This window comes from Phocaeicola coprocola DSM 17136 (genome assembly GCF_000154845.1).
GTDB lineage: Bacteria > Bacteroidota > Bacteroidia > Bacteroidales > Bacteroidaceae > Phocaeicola > Phocaeicola coprocola.
Window position 1 is genome coordinate 39,791 of the sequence record NZ_DS981495.1, and the last position, 25,945, is coordinate 65,735.

The window sequence follows — 25,945 nt, forward strand, 5'->3', positions numbered from 1 at the left end:
GTATGCATTCGGGTGAGTGATTCAGTTTTTTTTGTTAAAACTGTTTAATTGTAGGAACTATCTTTTATAGTCATGGAACATTGCGCTATATTTGTGAGGCAAACACACTTGTTTATTATATGGATGAGATAATCCTTAAATCCGCAACTCCATTCCCGAAGTGCTACCTACATAAAGAGAAATGGACTTTTGATTCGTAAGATAACCATTAAGTCCTCGCGTCCGTTTCAATGCGCATACCATCCCCTTACCCCATAAAGCGACTTGAGGCAATACGCAATCAGTGGCCATCAAGTGATGTAAATCATCCGGAAGAAGTTTTGAAGGCTTCTGCATATGCATGGTTGTCGGTGTAGATATTCAGCACACATTGCCTTGCGGTCTTAATCCACTTGGCAGGTACTGAAATGAATTTGAAGACAAACGTCTTGATACGGCTGGTTTCCTTGAGCCCGAACTTCTTCACTTCAATCCTTTGCATGATGGCCTTGTAGAAATTGCGTATCAGTGCCGTCAGGAGCAGGAACACGGTATTTTCCGCCATGAAGGATTTAGGCAGTCTGTCCCATCCAAACCCATTGTTCATGTCATCAAAGACGCGTTCCTTGCCACCGCGCATGTTATAGAACTCCACGATGTCCCTCATGGATGATTCGTAATCGTTGGTCAGGATGCAGCGGTATGTATATTCCCCCTCCCACAGGTCCGGTCCACTGCCCATGCGTCTCTGTCTCTGGATTACCAGGCGATACGGTTTGCCCTTCCACTTCTCAACGAGAATGGAGTTCAACTCAAACACGATGCCGTTTATCTCTTCCTTCTTCCACCCTCTGAGCGCGAAGATGTCATCATAGAGCGAGCAGCAGCGGTTGGCGCGTATGTAGAATGTCCTGCAATGCTTCCTGACCTCATCCACAATGTCTTCAGAGCATGAGCCGCAGTCGGCCCTGAAGCGTTTGACTGTCAGCTTCTTCTCTTCAAGTCTCTCCAAAATCCTCTTTAGCGTGTCCTTCTGGTGAAAGCGTACATTGGTGTTGCCGTCGCTGTTCTCTATGCCGACAATCATGTCGCCGATAACGGCCACACCGGACCTGTAACCAAGAAATTTCTTGTACGTGGGCTTTGCATCGTACTTCTCCGCCTCAATGAACTGGTGGTCAAAGTCAACGTCATACTCCCCGCCCTCTTTCAACTGCCCTGTGGACAACAGGCAATTCAGGAGCAATGTGTTGAGTGTGTCTGCCGTATTGAAATCATAGGACTTTCCGGCATCAGACGTGTATGAGATGTTTTCCCGGGTCAGTTCGTTTATTGCCCTAAGGATGGTGTCGGCGCTACAGGTGCGGAGTGTGGGGTGAAGGGAAAGATGACTCATTAAGTGGGCGGTGACATCCTCAACGCAAGAACCGCCGCAGAAGTAAACGCATAGGAGGGAGCGGATGATTTCGCTGTATTGATAACCATAGAGTTTGCATCTCAACCCAAGTGTTGAGTCAATTGTAGAGGAGAGAAGGGAGGTAAATTGCTCCATGATTGGAAATATGCCTCCAAAAGGAGTGAGTCTTTCGGATTTTATTGCTACCTTTGCCATGCCTGTTGCGGTTTTCTTTGTCTTTGGATTCGCAACACTAAGGTAAGTGAAAACGCTGACATGGCAAAAACCTGGGCAACAAAATGTTGCTCAGGAACTTATAAAAATAATTATCAATTATGTTGCGGAATTAAGGATAATCATAATTATCGGATTGATAGTACTTAACGGTATTTTCGCTATGTCCGAGGTGGCATTAATATCAGCCCGTAAATCTCGGCTTTCTTCAGATGCAAAAAAAGGCAGCAAGTCTGCTAAAGTAGCTTTAAAGCTGGCTAACGACCCCGACCGCTTCCTTTCAACAGTACAAATTGGAATTACCCTGATTGGTATTTTAACCGGTATCTATTCGGGAAACCGCATTGCTGCCGACCTGACCGAAACCATGATTTCGTGGGGAGTATCTGTTACCTATGCTTCGGCATTGGCTCAGGGTATCATTGTAGTCGTTGTAACTTACCTTACGATTATTTTCGGAGAACTCGTACCGAAGCGTATCGGATTGAGTGTTGCCGAAAAGGCTGCCAAAGTGGTTGCACGTCCCATGCGGGTACTTGCTTCTATCGCACTTCCTTTCGTTTGGCTGCTTTCCAAGAGTACTGAGATTATTTTCAATTTACTGGGGATCAAGGAAACCGACAATAAGGTGACCGAAGAGGAAATCAAATCTATCATCGAGGAGGGAACCGAAGAAGGAGAGGTACAGCCTGTAGAGAAAGATATCATGCAGCGTGTATTCTTGTTGGGAGATTTGAAAGTCAGCTCGATCATGACACACAAGAGTGATATTGTCTGGCTGGACATGGATATGACTGCCGACGAAGTCAGAGCGGTAGTAAATGAAAACTTGTTTGAGTTTTATCCGATAGCCGACGGTGACCTGGATCATGTGAAAGGAATTGTAAACTTGAAAGATCTGGTTGTACATCTGTCTAATCCCGATTTTAAGCTGGCGTCTTTGATTCATGAGGCTACGTATTTTCATGAGAGCATGAACGTTTATAAAGTGCTTGAGCAGATGAAGATGCAGAAAATCAGTCGTGCACTGGTTTGTGATGAATTTGGTATCTGTACCGGTATTATTACGCTGCGTGATATTCTGGAAGGATTAGTGGGTAATGTAGACGATCCGGAGGAAGAACCGGATATCATCAAACGAGTAAATAAGGAAGGCTGGCTGGTAGACGGACAGTGTTCATTATATGACTTCTTGTGTTATTTTAACCGCAGTGACTTATTCGAAGCTTCAGAGTATCATACGTTGGGAGGCTTGCTGCTGAAGGAATTGCAGCACATTCCTACCAGTGGTGAAACACTCCAGTGGAACGGATTTACTTTCGAGGTTGTCGATATGGACGGAGCGCGTATCGATAAGGTACTCGTCACCACACCGATAGCCGAAGATAACGGTGATGAAGAAGCTTGATATTATTAAGTGATACAGAATGATGATGAAAAGGGAATTCAAATCATATTTTTTGTTGGCAATCTGCATGCTGATGCTGGTTGCTCAGGTTTTCCCACATCATCATCATTCGGAAATATTCTGTTTGTCGACCGATCTGGTGGCACATGAGGCTACTGCAACATGCAGCAGATATATGCATCATAGCGACGATGCCGACCGCCATTCGTGTACCAGTGTGTGTGTTACCAATTTTCAATGCAGTACACCTGACCAGCATCTGTCTGACATAACTCCCGATTATTCTTTTTATTCCATACTTTATCCGTTGGTTAACGTATTGGGCGTACTGGCCTTACCGACTGACGATGCTGATGCCGACTGGGCGCTCTTTGTAGAAAGTCTGCATGCGTACCAGTTTATTCAGACAGCTGGGTTACGTGCACCTCCCGCTTCTGTAATTCTTGTATAAAAAACTGCAATCCGGTTGCAGGACAATGTCCGTACCTTTGCGGTGCGGAGAAATAAGTTTTTGTCTTTAATACATTAATTACATCATTATGAAGCATTATATTTTTATGGGAGCTCTGGCAGCGTGTATGCTGGGCTCTTGTGGAGGTCATGAAGGACATGACCACGAAGCTGAGGGGGAAGCAAAAGAGGCGCATGCTGCCCACGCAGACGAAATAGTTTTAACTCCTGAAAAAGCTCAGGCCGCCGGTGTACAAGTAGAGGAAGTACAACCAGCTGCTTTTCGTAGTGTGATTCCTACCAGCGGACAGGTATTGGCTGCTCAAGGCGATGAAGCCACTGTCGTTGCTGCTGTTTCGGGTGTTGTGAACTTTACCCGTTCATTGATTGAAGGTACACAAGTATCTGCCGGTATGGCACTGCTTACAGTTTCTTCACAGCATATTCAGGAGGGGGATCCGGTAAAGCGTGCCCGTATTGCTTACGAAACGGCAAAGAGTGAATACGAACGTGCGGCCAAGCTGGTGGACAAGCAAATCGTTTCGCAGAAAGATTTTAATCAGCTGAAAGAAAATTATGAAAATGCCCGCATAGCTTACGAGGCACTTTCTCCCAGCAAGGACGGAAAAGGAGTGGCTGTCAAGTCGCCGATAGGAGGCTATGTCAAGTCGTGTCTGGTAAAGGAAGGCGACTATGTAACCGTGGGACAGCCTTTGCTTACCGTTACCCAGACTCGCCGTTTACAGTTGAAAGCTGAAGTGTCCGAACGTTATTATGCTGGACTGAAATCGATTGTTTCGGCTAATTTCACAACTACTTACGATGACAAAGTATATCGGCTGGATGATTTGAAAGGACGTCTGCTGTCGTATGGCAAATCATCGGGCGATGCATCCTATTACATCCCGGTAACTTTTGAATTTGATAACCGTGGCGACGTGATACCTGGTTCTTTCGTAGAGGTATATCTGTTGTCGGAAGAGCGTCAGGGAGTTATCGGTCTGCCTGTTTCGGCAATTACCGAAGAGCAGGGACTGAATTTCGTATACTTGCAGGTAGATGCGGAATGTTACAAGAAACAGGAAGTAAAGCTTGGCATGAACGATGGCTGCCGTGTGGAAGTTCTTTCAGGACTGAAAGGCGGAGAAAAAGTGGTGACTGTCGGAGCCATGCATGTGAAACTGGCTGCTGCCGGCAATACCATTCCGGGACATACACACAATCATTAATCGTCGGACGTGTTTTGTTACAGACACGTATATCATTATAGAATATTATGCTGAATAAAATCATACATTTTTCATTACAGAACCGCTTGCTGGTTCTGGTGGCTTCGATATTATTGCTGATAGGAGGAACCTATACGGCATTTCATACCGAAGTGGATGTGTTTCCCGACTTGAATGCACCTACCGTAGTCGTAATGACGGAAGCGGGAGGCATGGCTGCCGAAGAAGTGGAGCAGCTGGTTACGTTCCCTATCGAAACGGCAGTGAATGGTGCTACGGGAGTACGTCGTGTACGCTCATCGTCGACAACGGGATTTTCTGTAGTATGGGTAGAGTTCGATTGGGATACGGACATTTACCTGGCACGTCAGATTGTATCTGAAAAACTGGCAACGGTAGGTGAGGATTTACCCGATAATGTGGGCAATCCTACACTCGGTCCACAGTCATCTATTTTAGGTGAGTTGCTGATTGTGGGACTGACTGCCGACAGCACCTCTATGCTCGATTTACGTACACTTGCCGACTGGACTATCCGTCCGCGTTTGCTGTCTACCGGAGGAGTTGCTCAGGTTGCCGTGTTGGGAGGTGACATTAAAGAATACCAGATACTGCTGCATCCCGAGCGTATGAAGCACTACGGTGTGACATTGGGAGAAGTCATGGCAGTAACTCGTGGCATGAATCAGAATACCAACGGAGGAGTAATTTATGAATATGGCAACGAATACATCGTGCGTGGAGTCGTTTCTACGGATAATGTACGCCAGATGGCACGTTCGGTTGTAAAGACAGTCGACGGTGCTCCGGTCACACTGGAAGATATTGCCGACGTACAGGTAGGAGCCCAGCAGCCTAAACTGGGACTTGCTTCGGAAAAAGGTAAACCTGCCGTACTGATAACTGTTACCAAACAGCCGAATACAGGAACTATCGAGCTGACGGAAAAGCTGGAAGCTGCTTTGAAAGACTTACAAAAGAATCTTCCGGCAGACGTAAAGGTTTCTACCGATATCTTCCGTCAGTCACGTTTCATCGAAAGCTCTATTGGCAATGTACAGGAATCTCTTTACGAAGGAGCTATCTTTGTGGTTATCGTACTTTTCCTTTTCCTTGCCAACACACGTACTACCATCATTTCGCTGGTTACACTTCCCTTGTCGCTGGTGGTAGCTATTCTGGTACTTCACTATATGGGACTCAGTATCAATACCATGAGTCTGGGAGGTATGGCCATTGCCATCGGTTCGCTAGTAGACGATGCCATAGTCGATGTGGAGAACGTATGGAAGCACCTGCGTGAAAACCGTATGCTTCCTGCCGGCGAACGTAAACCCGTATTGGATGTCGTATTCCATGCTTCGCGTGAAGTGCGTATGCCCATCCTTAACTCAACCCTGATTATCGTAGTGAGTTTTGTACCTCTGTTCTTCTTGAGTGGTATGGAAGGCAGAATGCTGGTTCCGCTGGGCATCGCGTTCATCGTATCATTATTCGCATCGACAGTCGTAGCGCTGACACTTACTCCCGTCCTGTGCAGCTATCTGCTGGGAGGAGATTTCAAGAAAAACGGGCTGCCCAAAGAGGCTTTTGTTGCCGTATGGATGAAAAAGTATTACGAACGCGGACTGCTCTGGGCACTGGAACATAAGCGGACGGTGCTGGGTGGTACTATAGCCCTGTTTATCGTGGCACTGGGAGCGTTCTTTACGTTAGGACATAGTTTCTTGCCACCGTTCAACGAAGGTTCGTTCACCATCAATGTAAGCTCTCTTCCCGGTATCTCACTGGAAGAGTCTGATAAGATTGGTCGTCAGGCAGAGGAACTGCTGCTTACCATTCCCGAAATAAAGACCGTAGCACGCAAGACAGGACGTGCCGAACTCGACGAGCATGCACTGGGTGTAAACGTTTCGGAAATAGAAGCCCCGTTCGAACTGGACGGTCGTTCCCATCAGGAAGTACTCGAAGAGGTTCGTCATAAATTGTCGGTGCTGACTGGGGCAAATATCGAAATCGGTCAGCCTATCAGTCACCGTATTGATGCCATGCTGAGTGGTACGCAGGCAAATATCGCTATCAAGCTTTTCGGTGATGACTTGAACAAGATGTTCTCTTTGGGTAATCAGATAAAAGAGGCTGTAAGCGATGTGGAAGGTATTGCTGACTTGAATGTGGAACAACAGATTGAGCGTCCGGAACTGAAAATTATACCTCGCCGGGAAATGCTTGCCAAGTATGGCATTTCACTGGCACAGTTCAATGAATTTGTTACGGTAAACATGGCCGGAGAAGTTGTTTCCCAGGTATACGAAAAAGGAAAATCTTTCAATCTTGTGGTACGTGCAGCGGAAGATAACCGTGGCTCGATGGAACGCATCAAAGACCTGATGATAGACGATGCTCAGGGACGCAAGATACCGTTGAGCTACGTGGCGCGCGTGGAATCGTCGATGGGACCGAATACCATTAACCGTGAGAACGTAAAGCGTAAGATTGTCATTTCGGCAAATACCAGCGGACGTGACCTGCGCAGTGTAGTAAACGATATCCAGACACGGGTGAACGAAAAGATACAGTTGCCCGAAGGTTATCACATCGAATACGGCGGACAGTTTGAAAGTGAACAGGCCGCCAGTCGTACCTTATTGCTTACTTCCCTGATGAGTATTGTGGTCATCTTCCTGTTGCTATACATGCAGTTCCGCAATGCTTCACAGAGTGGCGTGATTTTGCTGAACCTGCCACTTGCCCTGATAGGCGGTGTATTTGCCTTGCTGTGCACTACAGGTGAAGTCAGTATTCCGGCAATCATCGGATTTATATCATTATTCGGTATTGCTACCCGTAACGGTATGCTGCTTATCAGCCATTACAATACGTTGCGTGATGAACAAGGAATGGGATTGCGCGAAAGTATCCTTCGAGGTTCTCTCGACCGTCTGAATCCGATTCTGATGACCGCCTTATCGTCTGCTCTGGCATTGATACCTCTTGCTTTGCGTGGAGGTCTGCCCGGCAACGAAATCCAGAGTCCGATGGCAAAGGTTATCCTGGGAGGTTTGCTTACCTCAACTTTCCTCAATGCTTTTGTCATCCCTATTGTGTACGAACTGATGAACCGCAAGAAGTCAGATGCTAATAAACAGTAATTATGAAACATACCTATATTACATTGGCTGCATGTCTGTTTTTTACGGCAGGCATGCAGGCACAGAGCATCGATGAGGTGCTCCGTCAGATAGAACAGAATAATAAAGAATTGCAGTCACAGCAACATGCTACACGAGCTGCACAATTGGAAGTCCAGACGCAGAATAACCTGGAAGATCCTTCGGTAGAATATAGTCCGTTTTATACCAAAGGTATTACCGGTATGTCGAGTTCGGAACTGGTCGTGACACAGGGATTCGATTTTCCCACCTTGTATGCGGCACGCAGCCGTTCGGGAAAGTTGCAGCGTGAAGCCCTTCACCGTCAGTATGAGGCTACCCGTCGCGATATACTGCTGAATGCAAAGAATCTCTGCTTGGATCTTGTAATGCTGAATAAACAGCAAGGTCTGCTGGAAGAACGGAAAAAGAATGCCGACGAACTGCTTGCCTTGTTCGAAAAACGGCTGGAAGAAGGGGATGCCGGCATACTGGAAGTCAATAAAATCAAGATGGAACGGATGAGTGTGCAGACAGAAGTTTCGCTGAACAATGCGGCTCATCGTACCGCCTTGCAGCAGTTGCTTGCCATGAACGGCAATCTTCCGATGGACTTTACCTCACGCGATTATCCGCAGGTGGAAGCACTGAAAGACTATAACGCCTTGTACGATGAGGTGATGGCTACCGATGCTACGCTGCTGGCTGCTGATGCCGCTGCGCGTGCTGCCGAGAAGAACATCAGTGTAAGTCGTCAGAGCTGGTTGCCGAAACTGGAAATAGGCTATCGTCGCAACACTTCACTCGATGAAAAGAGCAACGGCTTCCTTATCGGAGGAAGTTTGCCGATCTTTTCGAATAGGAAGAAGCACCAGATAGCCCGTGCACAAGCTATCAGCGCCCAGTATCAGTTGGATAATGCCCGCTTGCAGGCAGAGGCTCAGGTCCAGAGCCAGTTCAACGAAATGCAGCAGTTGACTACCGCCATGCAGGCATACGACGTGGAGCTGATGCATCAAACGCTGGACATGCTGAAAGAAGCCGTTACCGCAGGACAACTTTCTATCATCGATTACTATACGGAAGCCGACAATGTATACCGTAACTTGCAGGCTTACATGGAACTGGAGAATCAGTACCAGAAGCTGATGGCAAGCATTTACAAAAATCGGTTGTAAAGTGGCTATAATTTGTTCTCTGAAAGTTGCTATTGGTAACAGAAGATATTGTCAGATTAAGAGTTGTTTTGTATCTTTGCAAATATGAAGAAAGAATTAGGTAAATGGCTGATGGATATAGCCAAGTATTTGACGACAGCGGTTTTGTTGTCCTCTGTTTTCAACGACATAAAGGACTCTTGGATAATTTACTTTGTTGTGTCTATTGCCATAGTATTAACACTACTTTCAGGCTTATGGCTTGTAAGAGAAGAAAAAAAGGAGGGAGAATGATATGGGAGCAATTATCATGTCAGTACTTGTGTCGGTTATAGCTATTGTCGGTGTGATTTACTTTAATCATCAAGACAAGAAAGAAGCATTGAAAAATAATAATAAAGGATAGTTTGTAACACACATTGGTTCGAACTACCTGAGTTTATAAAGTTAGAAAAGCTATTGGAGACGTATATTTCCAGTGGCTTTTCTTTTTTTGTGAATGGTTGTATTGATTCTGTTAAAGTAAAGGATCTTCTTAAATAATGATAGTCATTAATTCCATGATCAGTATGCTGAATAGAGGAAATAAAATAACAAATACAACGTAATATAATCCAATTTTATAGTTTTCCTTTCTTTTCTTTAAATCCATTTGTAAATATTCTTCGTGAATTGCCTGAACATATTTTTTTGTTTTAAGTGTTTTACGAAAAAATACTTAGCCGAAAAACATAATATTGTAACGCAAACAATAAGTGTGGAATTGTTTCTCAATTCATTAAATAATCGTACGGATAAAAAAAGCAATATAATTACTATATATGAGAATACAATCAAAAAACCTACTCCTATGTGGTTATATACTTCATTGTCATTATATTCCATTTTTTGCTTTTCTAAAGAATATATTTTATAGATAACTATTTTCTGTAAGCAGTTTTGTATTGCTTTCATAGGTACTTATTTATAAACAGTTACAGCTGAAAGAGTCAACTTAAAAGATTACAGTTATCAGCTTTAAGAACGCAATAATTATAATAGGATAAAAGAATATAGGTATTACTTTCCATAATCCACGCTTATAATGTTTTTTTCTTTCTTCTACATTCATTTTTAAATATTCTTCGTGGACTATCTGAACATAACTACTTTTCTTAAGCTTTTTCATAATTAAATGAACCGCTATTTGACACAAAATAACAACTCCTATGCCAGTTGCTAACGGATTTTGCAGAGTACCAAAGATGCGTATAAGAATAAAGATAAAACTTATGACAGTATATACAACAAATGTCTGTAAAGTTACCCAAATTCCATCGTAAACACTGCTTTCATCATATTCTCGTTTGTTTATATCCAGCAAATAAATATTTGCAATTACAATCTCATAATAGAATGATTTTATTTTTTCATACCCTTTTATGTGCATATTCCGGCGGATACCCGTTCAGCATTTCCGGTGATATCCGTTCAGTCCCCAGTTAGTATTCAGTGTTGTTGGCAAAGTTAATACTTCTTTCTTAGGCTCTCTCCTTTAAGGTCAAATTTTATTGCCTTATGCACGATTCTGTCCAGACAGGCTTCCGCAATGAGCTCGCTTTGGAACACATCATACCAGTCTGCAACGGGAAGCTGGCTGGCCGGGATGAGTGCCTTCCGGTTGTACCGGTCATCTATGATCTGTTCAAAGTCATGCTGTATCTGGCCGTCCAGCTTGACCATCCCAAAGTCATCGATAATCAGCAGGTCATGTGCGTTCAGCTTCCGGAAGAAGTTTGTTTCCCGTCCTTCCAGATGTGCAAGCTTCAGGTTCTCGATGAGCATGTTCATCGTGAAGTACAGTACCTTCCGGCCGTTCCTGCATGCCCTGTCACCCAGGGCACAGGCAAAGTAGGACTTCCCGGTTCCTGCCGGTCCGGTAATGATGACCGTCATTCCGCCCGTGATGTAATTTCCGGTTGCAAGGTCGGCTGCAGAGCAGGTCTGTATGCCCCTTGCCGTGTCCGTTTCAAGTTCTTCCATCGAGGCTCTCAGACGGAAGCCGGCATTCTTTATAAGACGCTGGATGCGGTTGTTCCCTCTCGTGTCACGTTCGTACTGGAGCATGATCTGCATGCCTTCACGCAGGGTAAGCTTGTCCAACTGATGTGTTTCTTCCAGAGAGCTCCAGCAGCTTGCCATTCCCGGAAGCTTCAGCTTGTGCAGTGTTCTTTCTGTTTCGTTGCTCATAATCATTTATTGTTGTTGGTTTATGTCATTTCCTGTAAAATAGTCTTTTCCGCGCATGTTCCCGTGGTTTGACGGTGTAGGCGCATGGAAGATTACCGTCTCGTCTGCGGATGCATTCATGCCGTTACGTCTGAGTATGGCTTCAAACTTGCTGTAGGAGTAAATACCGTACTCCATGCACTGACGGCAGGTAAGGTCAAACGTGGCAAGGTCATACTTCCTTCTGAGGCTGACTATGGAGTTGCACAGCTTGTAATACACCTCTTCAGGCTGTGCGGTACGTTTGGGGTCAAAGATTCTTTTTACATATTCATGGCAGTCAGGTGATATATCTTTTGCTTTCTCCACATAATAGGCTGCCGAACGCTCCATAATCACCCTGCAGCTGGATGCGAGATGTTCCCTGACTGTGGTATAGCCGTATGTATGGCTGCGGATATGTGAGGCCACCAGTTTCTGCTCCACATAGACCTTGACCCATGAACGCGTAAAGACTACTCTTGCCTGTTTTCCTACATGGATATAGGGGACGGAGTAAAAATGGGTCACCTTGTCCTGTCTCAGCTCCACATGGCAGTTTGCCTGTACTTTCAGATCGGCATACAGGCGCATCTCATAGGGTTCCGGTTTCAAGGGTTTCAGCAGCTCCTTCTCCATGGCATGAAAACGCTCCTCACGGCTGTAGGGACGCTTCTGCATACGGGTCTGGTTGTGCCTTTCCATCAGCTCCCATACGGCACGGTTCAGTTCCAGGAGTGAATGGAAGGTACGGTTACGCAATCTGGCATAGACACGGTTATATGTAATCCTTACGGAGTCCTCTACCAGAGCCTTCTGTGTCGGCGATGCCGGGTCGCATGGCAGTACCACGAAATGGTAGTAGTTGCCCATGTCCTCAAGAGCCTTGTTCAGCTTCGGCTCATGCCGGTCATTGCTGATTACAGCCGATTTGAGGTTGTCAGGAGTCAGTATGGAAGGTACACCGCCCAGATGTTCCAGACACATCCTTATGGCATACAGAAAGTCCTCCGTCTTCTGCGAAGGTACACATACCACATAGGTATAGTCGCTGTAAGGCATGCAGGCGACAAACACCTCCACCTTGACAATTTCTCCGGTTTCGGCATCCACATAGCTGAGCTTGTCACCGGCAAAGTCCACCATGAGCTTTTCACCCGGTTTGTAGGTGTTGGCCAGTACGGCCGTAACATCCTTCTTCGCAACGAGATTCTGCTTCAGATGGTAATAGAACTGTGACTTGCCGTAACCATCGGGATGAGTCGCACGGTATTCATCGAACAGGACCTGACGGCTTACATGGGATTTGGGGTCCGCCAGCAGTTCCCTGTATCTGGGTAGCAGGATCAGAAACTCTTCCATTCTCCTGTCCGTATATGCCGGAGAACCAGCATGGAACATCCGTTCCAACTCGGGATCGTCAATCTCAAGGAGGTCGCTGATGTTCCATCCGTTGGCTTTTACTGTATTCACATAACCGTTGACGGTTTCCTTGTCAATCGGTAACTTGCGGCTTACACCGCGGTTGGATTCTCCGGCCTGCTTGAGCTGGAGTACTTGTTTTATCAGACTCATATCCTTTGTTGTTCCTGCCATGACTGTGCTGTTTCTTGTTAGCTTACCAGCACAAAGGAAACTGAAACCGGGGAAAGAATGAACGGATATGCTCCGGAAACGAAGATATACGCTCACAATTCCATGCACGGCTGAACGGATATACTCCGGAAAATCTGAAAGCATACGTCTAAAGTGAACGGGTATGCTCCGGAAAAAGGGTGCTACAACCTGCAATTCTCGGAGGTGAACGGATATGCTCCGGAAAAATTGAGATTTTAATGTCTGGTTATCCATTTTTTCATCCTTTTAGGGGATGAACGGATAAAAATTACGCTTTTAAGGTATGGTTTTATACCCTAATAAGCTGCCGGAAAGTGAACGGGTATGCTCCGGAATATGTACTTTTATGTTTAAATATTATATAAGTAGCTGTATAGATACTTAGGTTAATGGATTTTTTAAGTTTAGACTTATAGATTAGGTTATCGGCAAACTTATATGCAATATTCGTAAAATTTTTCAATATATGCAAGCTTGTGAGCGTTCGTTTGTGTTACGGAGAAAGTGTAATTGTGGCATGATTGTAATCGGTGGTTATTGTTGAGACAGAGAGAAAGTGTCCGGATAGCTCTGTAATGTTCAAATAATCTGTTCTCTCACTTAGTCTTTCCGGTGGAAGAATAAGGGAGATTTTATTTTTATTTCCTAATTTTGCACTTGCAACTAATTAACGGATAAAGAAATGCCACTTAATTTACCAGACAAACTTCCGGCTATCGATATACTGAAGGAGGAAAATATTTTCGTCATCGACAATTCACGCGCCAGTACGCAGGATATCCGTCCGCTGAAAATTGTTATCCTCAATTTGATGCCGATAAAAATAACTACTGAAACTGACTTGATTCGTCTGTTGTCTAACTCACCGCTACAGATTGAGGTCAGCTTCATGAAACTGAAAAGTCATACTTCGAAGAATACGCCTATCGAACATATGAAGGCGTTTTATCGCGATTTCGAATGTATGCGGAATGAAAAGTTCGACGGAATGATTATTACGGGTGCACCGGTGGAGCATCTCGAATTTGAGGATGTGAACTATTGGGACGAGATTCAGGATATCTTCAACTGGACACGTACACATGTCACTTCTACACTTTATATCTGCTGGGCAGCACAGGCAGGACTGTATCATCACTATGGTATCCCCAAGTATCCGCTCGACAAGAAGATGTTCGGTATCTTCGAGCATCATATCTGCGAGGGTATGAGCAAGCTGCCTATCTTCCGTGGTTTCGATGATGTGTTCTTCGTGCCTCACAGCCGCCATACGGAGGTACGCCGTGCGGATATCGAGAAACATCCTGGGCTGACTATTATTTCCGAGTCGGACGATTCGGGGGTACATATCGTTATGGCTCGTGGCGGACGTGAGTTTTACGTGACCGGACATTCGGAATATTCTCCTTATACCCTCGATACAGAATATCGCCGTGATCTGGGAAAAGGTCTGCCTATCGACATGCCGAAGAATTATTATCGCGATAATGATCTTGAAAAGGGTCCGCTGGTTCGCTGGCGGAGTACGGCAAACTTGCTGTTCTCCAACTGGCTGAACTATTATGTATATCAGGAAACTCCATACGATATTAATCAGATTAAATAATGATCAGACAACGTCCTATAGAACTTTTGGCTCCGGCAAAGAATCTGGAGTGCGGCATCGAGGCTATTAATCACGGTGCCGATGCGGTATATATCGGTGCTCCCCGTTTCGGGGCGCGTGCGGCAGCCGGCAATTCGCTGGAAGACATTGCTGCACTGGTGCAGCATGCGCATGTGTACAATGCTCGCATCTACGTTACAGTAAATACGATCCTGCGTGATGAGGAACTGAAAGATACCGAGGCGATGATCTGGGATTTATATCGTGCCGGTGTAGATGCACTGATTATTCAGGATATGGGAATAACACGGCTCAATCTGCCGCCTATTCCGTTGCATGCCAGTACGCAGATGGACAACCGTACGGTACAGAAGGTGAAGTTTCTGGCTGATGTCGGTTTCCGTCAGGTGGTGCTGGCTCGGGAACTGACGCTCGATGAGATTGCCAAAATTCATGCTGCCTGTCCCGATACGTTGCTCGAGGTTTTTGTGCATGGTGCATTGTGTGTGAGCTACAGCGGACAGTGCTATGTCAGTCAGGCATGCTTCGGCCGCAGTGCCAACCGTGGAGAGTGTGCGCAGTTCTGTCGCTTAGGTTTCGATATGGTAGATGCCGATGGAAAAGTCATTGCTCGAAACAAACACTTGCTGTCGCTTAAGGATATGAACCAGAGTGAGAATCTGGAGGCTTTGCTTGATGCTGGTGCTTCTTCGCTCAAGATAGAAGGACGTCTGAAGGATGTTTCGTATGTAAAGAATGTGACGGCTTATTATCGTCAGAAACTGGATGCCATTCTGAAACGTCGTAAGGAGTACATACGTGCCTCGTCGGGTACAGTGAAGCTTGCTTTCCGTCCGCAGCTGGACAAGAGCTTCAGCCGTGGCTTTACCGACTATTTTGTTCACGGGCGTAATCCGGGAATTTTCTCGTTCGATACGCCGAAGTCACTGGGAGAAGAGGTAGGAACAGTAAAAGAGATTCGTGGCAATTACCTGACGGTAGCGGGAGTGAAGTCGTTCAGCAATGGCGATGGATTATGCTATCTTGACGAGCGGGGTAAGTTGTGCGGATTCCGTGTGAACCGGGTAGACGGCAACAAGCTCTATCCGCAGGAAATGCCTCGTGTGAAACCTAAAACCAGACTTTACCGTAACTTCGATCAGGAGTTTGAGCGGGTGATGCAGAAAAAGTCGGCCGAACGGAAAATTGCCGTTACGCTGAGACTTGAAGAAAATAATTTCGGATTTACCCTGTCGGTTGCTGATGAGGATGATAACCGTATCAGCCTGGCTATGCCTAGAGAGAAAGAACTGGCTCGTACTCCTCAGCTGGAGAACCTGAAGAATCAGTTGAGTAAGCTGGGAAATACACCGTTCGAGGCGGAAAGTGTGGAAATCGTTTTATCGGACAACTGGTTTATTCCTTCATCCGAACTGTCAGACTTACGCCGACGCGCAGTAGAAAAACTGCTGGAAGCCCGCCGTATCAATTATCCGCGGGAAGTATGGCGTGTGCCTGAAACTCATCATGCTTTTCCGGCTCAGGAACTGACGTATCTGGGAAATGTCATGAATGGGGCTGCTGCTGCTTTCTATCATGACCATGGGGTACGTCGTATTGCACCGGCATTCGAGAAAGAAGCACCCGAAAAGGCTGTGCTGATGTTCTGCAAGCATTGTCTGCGTTATAGCATGGGCTGGTGTCCGGTACATCATAAGGTGCGTTCTCCTTATCGTGAACCGTATTTCTTGGTGAGCAGCGATGGCAAACGTTTCCGTTTACAGTTCGACTGTAAGCTGTGTCAGATGAAAGTATATGCAGAAGAGTAAGTACATATTGATTCTCCTGTTGCTGGTAGGGCTTGTGGCTTGTTATTATCATCCGGATCTGCCGGCAGACGGGACTTCGGAGAATAAGACAGATTCAGTTCCGGAGGCCTTACACAAGCGTGCCTATGCACTGAGCAGCAATTTTGAAGTTGAGGCTGATACTTTGTGGCTTCATCAGTTGCCGTTTATGGATACTATTCCCGTTGTGAAAGGGAACCAGCTTGTGGTGGCGGAGTTTGATGTACATCCTCAGGATTCAGTCGATTCGGTATGGGTAAAGGTCGCGCGTGACCAGGAAACTATCGGCTGGATTCAGGAACATAAGCTGCTGGAGAATATCGTACCGATCGATCCTATTTCGCAGTTTATTCATTTGTTCAGCAGTTCGCATACCTTGCCTTTCTTTCTGGTGCTGGCCGTATTCTTTCTATGGTTTGTCTATCGGGCAGTACAGAGGAAACAGATTAAGCTGATAGGTCTGAATGATATCGACAGTGTATTTCCTATTATCCTGTCATTTCTACTGGCTGTGGCGGCTACCGTATATAACAGTATTCAGCATTTCGTTCCCGAAACGTGGGAGCATTATTATTATGATCCTACACTGAATCCTTTTGAAGTTCCTTTTATTCTCGGACTGTTCATCGTATGTGTAGGGATGATTTTGCTTTTTGGAGTGGCTATGCTCGATGACCTTTTCCATCAGGTAAAGCTTGAAACGGCTTTCTTCTATTTGCTGGGACTGGCTTCGTATTGTATTTTCTTATATATCTTCTTTACCTGCATCTGGGTATATGCGGCATACATCTGCCTGGCAGTATATGCGGTGTGGTGTATCGAGCGTTTAAAGAAATCGGACAAATATCCGTACGCCTGTGGTGCGTGTGGAGCAAAAATGCGGACAAAAGGGATTTGTCCGCATTGTGGTGCACTGAATGAATAGGAAAAATGATTTTAGTTTGATACGCTTCTGCGTGCCTTGCGGGTACAGTAACGCTTGCATTGTGCACAAATATCATATCCCAGCATAGCTCCCAGAATAAAGTCTTCTTCGGGCGTAAGCAGATTTAAAGGGCGGGTTACCATCAGCCGGATAGCATTGATACATTCTGCCTTACCAAAAAACAGGTTGATACGTTCCTCATCTACCGGTTGAATCACAAACTTAATGCGCTGGCTTTTCAGTCGGTTTACGGCGAATGCTTCGTATTTTCGGTTGGTGGTGTAGAGCACCATCTGGCGTACACCTTTCTTGTATTCGTAGATGTGGTTTAGAAAAACTTTCAGTTCTACGGGATTTATATCAGGAGCTGTCATGGAGATTAGGTTTTAGTGACGTTTGTTTTCAAGGCTTTCAGGCCAGTTCAGTCTTTAATTTTTCAGTCCAGGCCGTTACACGTTCGTCGGTTTTGTCGCTTTCGTTGATGTCGTCGATGGCGAGTCCCACGAAATTACTATCAGTTACAGCAATGGAAGAGCTGTATGTATAGTCTGCATCCGGAACGACACCAATGAAGCGGCAGCCACTGTTTTTCAAGTCTTCGAACAAGATACCCATGCCGTCGCAGAACGTATCGGAGTAAGATTCAGAATCACCGCATCCGAACAGGGCAACCGTCTTGCCGGAGAGGTCCATTCCTTTTAAAACCTTGATGCCGTCGTACCAGTCGTCCTGCAATTCACCGTCGCCCCAGGTAGAAGTTCCCAAAATCAGTGCTTCATAACTTCCTGCTACATCGGCAGTCATTTTGCTTACATTGTATACATCGCTTGAAGGAATGCCAAGCTTCTCTGCTATCGTACGTGCAACAGACTCGGTTGTGCCTGTTGTAGAACCGTAAAATACACCAGTTTTTTTCATTGCTTTATACTTTTAGTTGATTTGACATTGCAAAGTAACGGTGTATGGAGGAGTTTTGAAATACCTAAAAATAATGATTTTGCGCGCATTTCCAAGGAGGAATACAGTGTGAATATAGGCGGAAGGTAATAGCTGGTATGAAAATATAAAAAGCAAGGCTTTCTCATTTTTTTTTCTATGTTTGAGAAAGCCTTACTAATAAAATATCGGTTAGAAAATAAAAAACTTCTGTTTAATCCTTAGCTTAGAAGCGGCAGCGGATATCCACACCTACCTGAAGCGGACGACCTTTCTGTGCAAAGCCTCTGTTCATGGTTTCGAAGTAGAACGCCTGATAGTCGGTGTTGAGTGCGTTATTTATCCAGAAAGCCAGCTGTCCGTTGCCTTTGTTGAAACTTACACGTCCGTTGAGTGTGCCGTACAGTGCTTGACTGGCATTGTTCTGTTCTGTCCAGTAGATACGTCCGGCAGCCTTGTAGTTGGCATTTACAGTAATGTTGTCGAATATAGCTCCGTTACGCAGACCGAACACATACTGTGCTCCTGCATTAAATGTATGTTTGGGAACGAAAGGCACATAGTTGCCGTTATAGTTTTCTTCATCGCTCACTACGTAATCGGTAAAGGTAGCGTATGTATATCCGTAGCTTCCGTTCAGGCTGAAAGCGTCAGTCACCTGTGCACGCAGGGAAGCTTCAGCTCCCAGACTGCGGCTCTTTCCTGCATTGACCGTGATACGTCCCAGTCCGCTTTCGGCAAAACGTGAGATTTGCTGGTCGTGAGTATCCATGTAGAAGAGAGCGACGTCGGCTTGCAGTCTGTCATCAAACCAAGTGGTGTGTGAACCAACTTCATAGTTCCATGAATATTCAGGTTTATAAAGTGTTGCATCCGATACGTTTACATCAGAGGCTGGTACGTCAGGCATCATACCTGCGAACTTTCCGAGTACTTCGTCCTGCTTGATGGCGTTCATCATGTCGCTTCGCATGTTGTTTTGTATCAGGTCGGAAAACATCTGGATGTTGTATCCTCCCGAACGATATCCTTTGCTGACAGTAGCATATACATTGTTCTTACTGTTCCATGCATACTGTATAGTGAATTTGGGGAGCAGTTGAAGGTAGTCGGTCGATTCTTTTCCGATGAACTGTGTCTTGGCATTCAGTTGTCTGACAATCGCCGTTGGAAGGAAAGGAGCCGATACACTGAAATCGAAGTTCATGTCGCATACTGAGTTATAATCCAGTTTCAGCTTTTCGTAGTCCAGGCGAAGTCCTGCTGTAACAGACAGTCCTTCTACCAGCACATCATTGATAGTAGACTGATGATAGATAGCTCCGTTTAATATAGGTGTATCGAATACCCCCGAAACAGGCAAGGGACGTGTGGTAATCTTTGCTGCCAGTGTAGGTGCTCCGGCAGGAAGATGAGAAAGCCCTGCATTGATATTGTCTTCAATCAGACTCTGTATACCAGCTTCCTGGAAAGTAACCGGTCCGTCGGTTTTCAGCCACTGGTAGAATCCGCTCACTCCCGTAGTCCACTGCCAGCGATTGCCCGGTTTCGATTTCAGCACCAGTTCTTCACTGATAGTCTTGGAGTTCTGCTTCTGCATGATGGTATAAATGTCAGCTTCCGTAAAATCCTGGTCCAGATTCATCTGGTCATACAGATACTGGAAACCAGTCACACTGCTCAGAATAAAGTTGTCTGCCTGATGTTCCAGATTCAATCCACCGTTCAGCAGGTTACGCTTGTAGCCACATTCACGGTTATAAGATATTTTTCCGATATATTCACCGCGGTCTTCTGTCTTGTCATCGGTACGTCCGGTATATTCGTATGGATATCCTCCCTGATTGGTATATTCATAATTCAGCGTGAAGTCCAGCTTCAGATTTTCCGAAGGCAGATAAATGGCGCGGAAACGTCCTCCGAACTCATCGTCTGTATCAATGCGCTTGTTGTTGAAGTTGTTCTTGAAGAAACCTCCCTTGTGTTCGTAGAAGAGTCCCGTAGAAAACGCAAACTGTGAAGAAATGCGGTGATAGTGGGTAAGAGAAGCCTTATAGTCATTGTATGTAGCTGCGCTGAGACGGATATCTGTTCCCTGATAAGTGAAAGGTGATTTAGTGAACACACGAATCAGTCCCCCCATCGTATTTCGTCCGTACAGTGTTCCCTGCGGACCACGCATCACGTCTATTCGTTCGATGTCAGAGTAGTTGAAGTCGAATGCCGACTTGTCGATGAATGGGATATTGTCGACATACAGACCTACGGCTGGGGTATTGATGCGCGAACCGATACCGCGTACATATACCGAAGTTGTCAACTTCGAGCCGTAATCAGGGATGAACAGATTGGGTACAAGTCCCGACAACGCTTTGACCGAGGTCACCGAGTTGTTACGCATTTCATTTTGCGAAAGCGATGTTGACGAAATGGCCTGTTGGCGCAGACGATTGTTTTCCTTCGGGGTAGCGATGACAACTACTTCCTCGATGTCTATCACTTTAGTTGTATCTTTGACCAATGCATTGTCTGTATCAGTCGGGGCAGCAAAAACGGTTGTTGTCACGGCTGCTGCCAGCGAAGCGAGAATTGTACGTTTCATATCTGTCTAGTGGTTTTTTGTAATTCGGTTGCAAAGTAACGTCAATTCTCTTTATCCGGCAATCCTAATTTATGAGGATTATGTGGGAAAAAGTATATGAAGTTTAGGGAAAAACATCGGCTTGTTTTTTTTTATTTTTTGTACAGATTCATTGGAAAAATGTTAATACCACTTTGTCGAAAGTGTATGGATAGTTCAAAGACGTTCTTCATTATGTGCTATAAAGATTCTTATTGATATATGATGGGATCTTTATTACTCAGGTTGTCTTTTGTCTATTTTACACTAGTGTCTCTTAATAATTGTAAATAGACTCGTTAATTACTAAAGTTTCCCACCCTCTTTATTGGGGGTGGGAAACTTTAGTTAATCAATAAAATGAGGCTTGAAGTTGTTGGTTTCAGCCTGGCGTGTTACCGGGCCTTCTACAATTTCAGCTTTGCTGTAGTCCTTCGGATCCGGACATTCATATAGATGTGCACATTCTCCTTTCTTTTATTTCTAAATCTATCATAAAGTCTTAATAAGCCTTTATATTATCTATGAAACCTTATCTTTAACTTACTTTTATATGCTAAGATGCTTTTTCATTGTGTCAAAAAGATAGTTGTACTAAATCGTCGTATACAAATATTTGGATTTATGCCGTTAAATGATATTAAAAATACCTGCTTACTTTTATTAATATATTTTTTTTAATGTAAAATTGTAAAAAATTTAGATGACGACATAGCTATTGCATAGTATTGAAATAATAAAATACTATGAGAATTCTATATCTTTCAATAAAAATAAAATTTTTATACTTATTAAAAACAACTATGAGAAGATGTATTTTTAGTGTAGTGCTTTTATTTGTCTCTTTGGCAATCTTTGCACAAATGCCTTCAGTGAAGGTGGAAAATGAGAAAGGTGAGTTAATCAACACAACCACTTTATTAGATGGTAAAACTCCCCTCATTGTTTCTTTCTGGTCTACTACTTGTAAACCTTGCATCAGAGAATTGGATGCTATTCATGAGGTACTTCCGGATTGGTTGGAAGAAGCTAATTTCAAAGTTGTTGCAGTCTCTGTAGATGATAATCGTTTTACGGCAAAAGCCCACTCTTTAGTTCAAGGTCATGGTTGGAGCGATTTTACAGTATTATATGATAAAAAACAAGAATTGATGAGAGCTATGAATGTAACCTTAACTCCACAGGTTTATGTACTTGATGGTAATGGTAAGATAATCTACTCTCACACTGGTTATACTCCAGGTAGTGAACAGGAATTGCTTGAAACAATCAAGAAATTGTAATTTTAGTCCTTCACTTAAATATCTTTTTTAATGTTACGTAAAATTTCTTTGCTGACTCTTTTTGCAGCCGGCATCTCCACTGCGTCTTTAGCGCAAGATATAGATAAGGGATACCTTACAGGTAGTTTTGAAACGAATACGAATTATTATGCTAATGATGGCAAGACAAATGCCACGGTTCCTGATGGTCACTTTGGTTCCAATAACTATCTGAAACTGGACTATTACAAGAGTAAATTTGCTATCGGCGTACAGCTTGAAGCGTATGCGCCGGCATTGGTAGGCTATCCTAATGAATTAGAAAAGGCCAAACTGACTAATTATTATGTATCATGGACAGATGATGACTTCTCTATTACAGCAGGTTCTTTCTATGAGCAGTTTGGTAGTGGTTTGTTGTTCCGCGCTTGGGAAGATCGTGCTTTAGGTCTTAATAATGCTATTATGGGTGCTCGCTTCACTTATAATTATAAAGACTTAGTGAGTGTAAAAGCTATTTGGGGTATGCCTCGCTTTGGTATGGAATATTCTGATACACAGGTGAGAGGAGCAGATATCAGTTTTTCTTTATCTAATTTGCTGAAGTGGCAAAAGACATCTTTAAGTTTAGAGGCTTCGGCTTTGAACCGTACGTTTAAGGAAATACCGGTAGATTTGGAAGAAGAAGGTGGAAAATCTTATAATAACGGTTTTTCCGGTCGTATCAACTTGGAGCGTTCCGGTTTTTCTATGAAGGCTGAATATGTAGATGCTGGTAATAAATTTTATGAAAACCCTCGCTATGGCAGCAGTGAACAAGAAGAAAATTTCTTCTTGAAGAAACGTGGTAATGCTCAGTTGTTGGAATTGGGATATAATCGTAATGGCTTGGGTATCAATCTTACAGGTCGCCGTTTGGAATGGATGGACAATAAGATTCTTTACGGAAACGGTTCTACTTCCAACCTGATTAATTATGTACCGGCTATGTGTACGCAGTACACTTATATGCTGACTACTTTGCACCCTTATACTTCTATGACCAGTTGGTTGTCTGGTAACCACATCAGTAGTGGTGAAATGGGTGCTCAATTGGATGTATATTACAATTTTAAGCGCGGTACGGCTATTGGCGGTAAGAGAGGTATGAAAGTGCATGCAAACTTTTCTACTTATTATACATTGGATGAGGAAAAGAGTTTAAAAGCAGGTCAAATGCTGTTCCGTGATTTTAGTATTGATATTGAAAAGCAATGGTCACGCGATTTCAAAATGCTCTTCCTCTATTCTGCTCAGGAAAAGAGTACTAGCTATGGTGCTAATAAGAATACCATGGTGCAGAATATCTTTGTAACTGATATGCAGTATAAGTTTACTCCGAAACTGTCAGCTCGTATGGAGTTGCAGTATTTGCTGACCCATGAAGAAGAAAAAGATTGGATGGCTGCATTGCTTGAAATCAACTTTGCTCCGAAGTGGAGTATCTATGGCAGTGATATGTATAACCATGGTTCTACCAAGATTCATTATTATAATGCAGGTGTAAGCTATGCCAAGAGTCGTACACGCGTAGCTTTGAGCTATGGCCGTTTCAAAGCAGGTTATATCTGTTCTGGTGGTGTGTGCCGTACAATCCCGGCTTATACAGGTGCTAACTTGTCTATCACTACTTCTTTCTAATTTATTATAGGAGGATAATACAAAATATTAATGCTTATGAATTTTTTTAAATATGCTCTTTCTGCCCTAATGATTGCCGTATTGGCTTCTTGTAAGGGATATTTGGAGGATATCACAGATGACCCCTCGGGGGGTGATGATCCATCTCAGCCGGGACTGACTATTTCTGTTGATAAGGATGTGATTGAGGCAGATGGTAAGGATAAGGCGGTCTTTTCGTTAGTGGATGCTGATGGCCGCGAATTGACAACCGATGCTGAGATTCGTAATGTCTATTTTTATAATAAGGCTACTGGTAAGGCACTGCCTCGTAAGTCGGTTTCATTCTCAGCCATTATAAATGGCGAATATGAGTTTTATGCTAAGTACAAAGGTCAGCAGTCTAAAAACACGGTAGTGATCAAGGTACAGAACCGTAAGAAATATGAAGAGTTCAGTCGTAAGGTAGTGATTTATAAACTTACGGGTACTTGGTGTGGTTTTTGTCCTCAAATGAATACAGCTCTTTCAGCTTTGTCTGATGATACTAAAAATCATATTTTAGAGTTGGCCTGTCATAGTGCAGGTGGGGGAGAAGATCCGTTTGCTCTGAATGTTGGTTCTTTAGATTTAGGCAGTACTTTGTTGCAGGCATTTAGTGGACAAGGTTATCCATCATTAGTTTATAATCTGGATAAACTCTCTGGTAGTCGTGCAGTATCTGTGATTGAAGATGAGGTGATGCAGCAGCGGATTGATAATCCTGCAACTTGTGGTGTGAAGATTGAATCTACTGTGGTATCTTCTACGCAAGCAGAAGTGAAAGCTACACTGAAAGCTAGCAAGAGCGGTGATTTTGATTTAGCATGTGCTTTACTGCTTGACAACCAATATTATCCGGCTGGTACGGCTTCGGATGGAATGTATAGTCATATTGTGAAATGGATTTCTCCTAACTTCTTGTCTATGAAGGGAAGTGCAACACGCTTTACACTTGAAGCAGGTAAGGAACATTCGGTAACGTTTAGCATCCAGGGAGATTTCTCGGAAAAGGGGAATATGAGAGTTGCAGTTATAGCACTGCGTGATGTTAATAAGATGAGTCCGTTGGTGGATAATGCCAATGAGTGTGCTTTGGGTGCTAGTGTGGATTATCTCTACAATAATGATGAGGTAGTAAGACCGGAAGAACCGGAAGGTCAGGATAAGGTGTTGAAGTTGATTGCAAATAAAGAGCAAATTACAGCTAATGGAGCCGAAGAAGTGACTTTCAAGGTGATGTATGGTTCAGAAGATGTAACAGCTAAAGCACGCCTGCTGCGTACCTTTAATGGAGAAGAAGAACAGATGAAACGCGGCGTGAATGTGTTCAGTACTACTGTACCTGGTACTTATTCTTTTAAGGCTTCTTATTATTTTGGCAAGGAATTCATTAGCCAGAATGAGTGTCAGGTGGTGGCTGTAGAATCTGGTCAGAAAGGTAATTTCTATCAGAAGATGTTAGGAGTTCAGTTTACTTCTGTGGGCTGTACATTCTGCCCGAAACTCAGTCAATCGCTGGAAAATATTCAGGCTAGCCAGCCGAATAGATTAGCTGTGGTATCTTTCCACAAACATCTGAATGGTCAAGATCCGATGTATATAGAATGGGCCGACAAATTATATAATAAAATGCAGGAATTGTATGAAGGTGATGGTGGTCTGCCTGCTTTCTATTTGAATGGTCATGGCAATCAGATTGTAAGTGAACAGTACAAGATTGAAGCTGCCATGAAAAAGGAAATGACTAGCTATCCGACCATGTGTGGGGTTGCCATTCTATCTAAACTGGAAGGTGATCAGGTAACGGTTACTGCTAGAGTAACTTCTGAAACAGAGGCTAAATACCGATACTTGATTTATTTGGTAGAAGATGGTATTACTAAACATTTCCAAGCAGGTGCTGACGGCCTTTATACGCATAATAATGTAGTGCGTGCCGTGTTGGCTAATAACTTGTTCGGTGAACGTCTGAATAAGGGAAATGCCTTAGTATCCGGACAGGAATATACAGCGGAACGTACAGCTACGCTGGGTAAAGATTGGGTATCTGAAAATATGCGTGTAGTAGTGGCTGTAATGGCTTCAAATGATGGAGGAAGCACTTATTATGTAACGAACTGCAACGAATGTAAGTTGGGTGAATCTGCTGGTTATCTATATAAATAAAAGAAAAGATGTA

Annotated in this window: 18 protein-coding genes; 12 read left to right on the forward strand and 6 right to left on the reverse strand. The window is 44.1% G+C overall.

What is annotated here, in order from left to right; all coding sequences use genetic code 11:
* Window positions 1–304: 304 nt before the first annotated feature.
* Window positions 305–1,591, reverse strand: coding sequence for an IS1380-like element IS615 family transposase (locus BACCOP_RS13825; protein ID WP_007567149.1), 1,287 nt, complete (start codon window positions 1,589–1,591; stop codon window positions 305–307).
* Between the two features lie 136 nt (window positions 1,592–1,727).
* On the opposite strand from BACCOP_RS13825, the gene BACCOP_RS13830 reads away from it, so the two are divergent.
* The 6 genes from BACCOP_RS13830 (at window position 1,728) to BACCOP_RS13855 (ending at window position 9,299) form a co-directional block, all read left to right on the forward strand.
* Window positions 1,728–3,017 (forward strand): hemolysin family protein, encoded by a 1,290-nt coding sequence (locus BACCOP_RS13830; protein ID WP_040312103.1) that lies wholly within the window; start codon window positions 1,728–1,730, stop codon window positions 3,015–3,017.
* Between the two features lie 19 nt (window positions 3,018–3,036).
* Window positions 3,037–3,468 (forward strand): DUF6769 family protein, encoded by a 432-nt coding sequence (locus tag BACCOP_RS13835; protein ID WP_007570161.1) that lies wholly within the window; start codon window positions 3,037–3,039, stop codon window positions 3,466–3,468.
* Between the two features lie 88 nt (window positions 3,469–3,556).
* A complete protein-coding gene (locus tag BACCOP_RS13840) occupies window positions 3,557–4,696 on the forward strand; it encodes an efflux RND transporter periplasmic adaptor subunit (RefSeq protein ID WP_007570163.1) in 1,140 nt (379 codons plus the stop codon).
* Window positions 4,697–4,743: 47 nt separating this feature from the next.
* Window positions 4,744–7,848, forward strand: coding sequence for an efflux RND transporter permease subunit (locus tag BACCOP_RS13845; protein ID WP_007570165.1), 3,105 nt, complete (start codon window positions 4,744–4,746; stop codon window positions 7,846–7,848).
* A 2-nt stretch (window positions 7,849–7,850) separates the two neighbouring features.
* Window positions 7,851–9,026, forward strand: coding sequence for a TolC family protein (locus BACCOP_RS13850; protein WP_007570167.1), 1,176 nt, complete (start codon window positions 7,851–7,853; stop codon window positions 9,024–9,026).
* Between the two features lie 84 nt (window positions 9,027–9,110).
* Window positions 9,111–9,299 carry a DUF6722 family protein gene (locus tag BACCOP_RS13855; protein WP_007570169.1) on the forward strand — a complete coding sequence of 63 codons (189 nt, stop codon included), beginning with the start codon at window positions 9,111–9,113 and terminating at the stop codon, window positions 9,297–9,299.
* A gap of 1,212 nt (window positions 9,300–10,511) precedes the next feature.
* Here the strand turns inward: BACCOP_RS13855 and istB are convergent.
* Both istB and istA read right to left on the reverse strand, forming a co-directional pair.
* On the reverse strand, window positions 10,512–11,234 hold the full coding sequence (istB, locus tag BACCOP_RS13870; protein WP_040312105.1) for an IS21-like element helper ATPase IstB: 723 nt from the start codon (window positions 11,232–11,234) through the stop codon (window positions 10,512–10,514).
* Window positions 11,235–11,240: 6 nt separating this feature from the next.
* Window positions 11,241–12,848, reverse strand: coding sequence for an IS21 family transposase (gene istA, locus BACCOP_RS13875; RefSeq protein ID WP_007566682.1), 1,608 nt, complete (start codon window positions 12,846–12,848; stop codon window positions 11,241–11,243).
* A 703-nt stretch (window positions 12,849–13,551) separates the two neighbouring features.
* Here istA and metA point away from each other — a divergent pair.
* The 3 genes from metA to BACCOP_RS13890 are packed head-to-tail and all read left to right on the forward strand — an operon-like array spanning window position 13,552 to window position 17,247.
* Entirely contained in the window at window positions 13,552–14,475 is a 924-nt protein-coding gene (gene metA / locus BACCOP_RS13880) for a homoserine O-acetyltransferase MetA (RefSeq protein ID WP_007570177.1), read from the forward strand.
* Window positions 14,475–16,304: a peptidase U32 family protein gene (locus BACCOP_RS13885; RefSeq protein ID WP_007570179.1), complete on the forward strand. Its 1,830-nt coding sequence runs from the start codon at window positions 14,475–14,477 to the stop codon at window positions 16,302–16,304. Before metA ends, BACCOP_RS13885 begins: the two co-directional genes overlap by 1 nt.
* The gene (locus tag BACCOP_RS13890) at window positions 16,291–17,247 is read left to right on the forward strand and encodes a hypothetical protein (RefSeq protein WP_007570182.1); all 957 of its coding nucleotides are present in this window, start codon (window positions 16,291–16,293) and stop codon (window positions 17,245–17,247) included. The genes BACCOP_RS13885 and BACCOP_RS13890 overlap by 14 nt, the downstream gene beginning before the upstream one ends.
* Window positions 17,248–17,258: 11 nt before the next feature.
* Here BACCOP_RS13890 and BACCOP_RS13895 read toward each other — a convergent pair whose 3' ends face one another.
* From BACCOP_RS13895 to BACCOP_RS13905, 3 genes are all read right to left on the reverse strand, one after another.
* Window positions 17,259–17,621 carry a DUF2023 family protein gene (locus tag BACCOP_RS13895; protein ID WP_007570183.1) on the reverse strand — a complete coding sequence of 121 codons (363 nt, stop codon included), beginning with the start codon at window positions 17,619–17,621 and terminating at the stop codon, window positions 17,259–17,261.
* Between the two features lie 37 nt (window positions 17,622–17,658).
* Entirely contained in the window at window positions 17,659–18,165 is a 507-nt protein-coding gene (fldA, locus tag BACCOP_RS13900) for a flavodoxin FldA (protein WP_007570185.1), read from the reverse strand.
* A 244-nt stretch (window positions 18,166–18,409) separates the two neighbouring features.
* The gene (locus tag BACCOP_RS13905; RefSeq protein WP_007570188.1) at window positions 18,410–20,785 is read right to left on the reverse strand and encodes a TonB-dependent receptor; all 2,376 of its coding nucleotides are present in this window, start codon (window positions 20,783–20,785) and stop codon (window positions 18,410–18,412) included.
* Window positions 20,786–21,606: 821 nt separating this feature from the next.
* Between BACCOP_RS13905 and BACCOP_RS13910 the strand changes: the two genes are divergently transcribed.
* From BACCOP_RS13910 to BACCOP_RS19280, 3 genes are read left to right on the forward strand one after another with little or no spacing between them, the layout of a single operon-like run.
* Entirely contained in the window at window positions 21,607–22,086 is a 480-nt protein-coding gene (locus tag BACCOP_RS13910) for a TlpA family protein disulfide reductase (protein ID WP_040312106.1), read from the forward strand.
* Between the two features lie 30 nt (window positions 22,087–22,116).
* Window positions 22,117–23,745, forward strand: a complete 1,629-nt coding sequence (locus BACCOP_RS13915) for a DUF6029 family protein (protein WP_007570192.1) — start codon at window positions 22,117–22,119, stop codon at window positions 23,743–23,745.
* A 36-nt stretch (window positions 23,746–23,781) separates the two neighbouring features.
* On the forward strand, window positions 23,782–25,932 hold the full coding sequence (locus BACCOP_RS19280; protein WP_185150246.1) for an Omp28-related outer membrane protein: 2,151 nt from the start codon (window positions 23,782–23,784) through the stop codon (window positions 25,930–25,932).
* The last annotated feature ends 13 nt before the right edge of the window (window positions 25,933–25,945 follow it).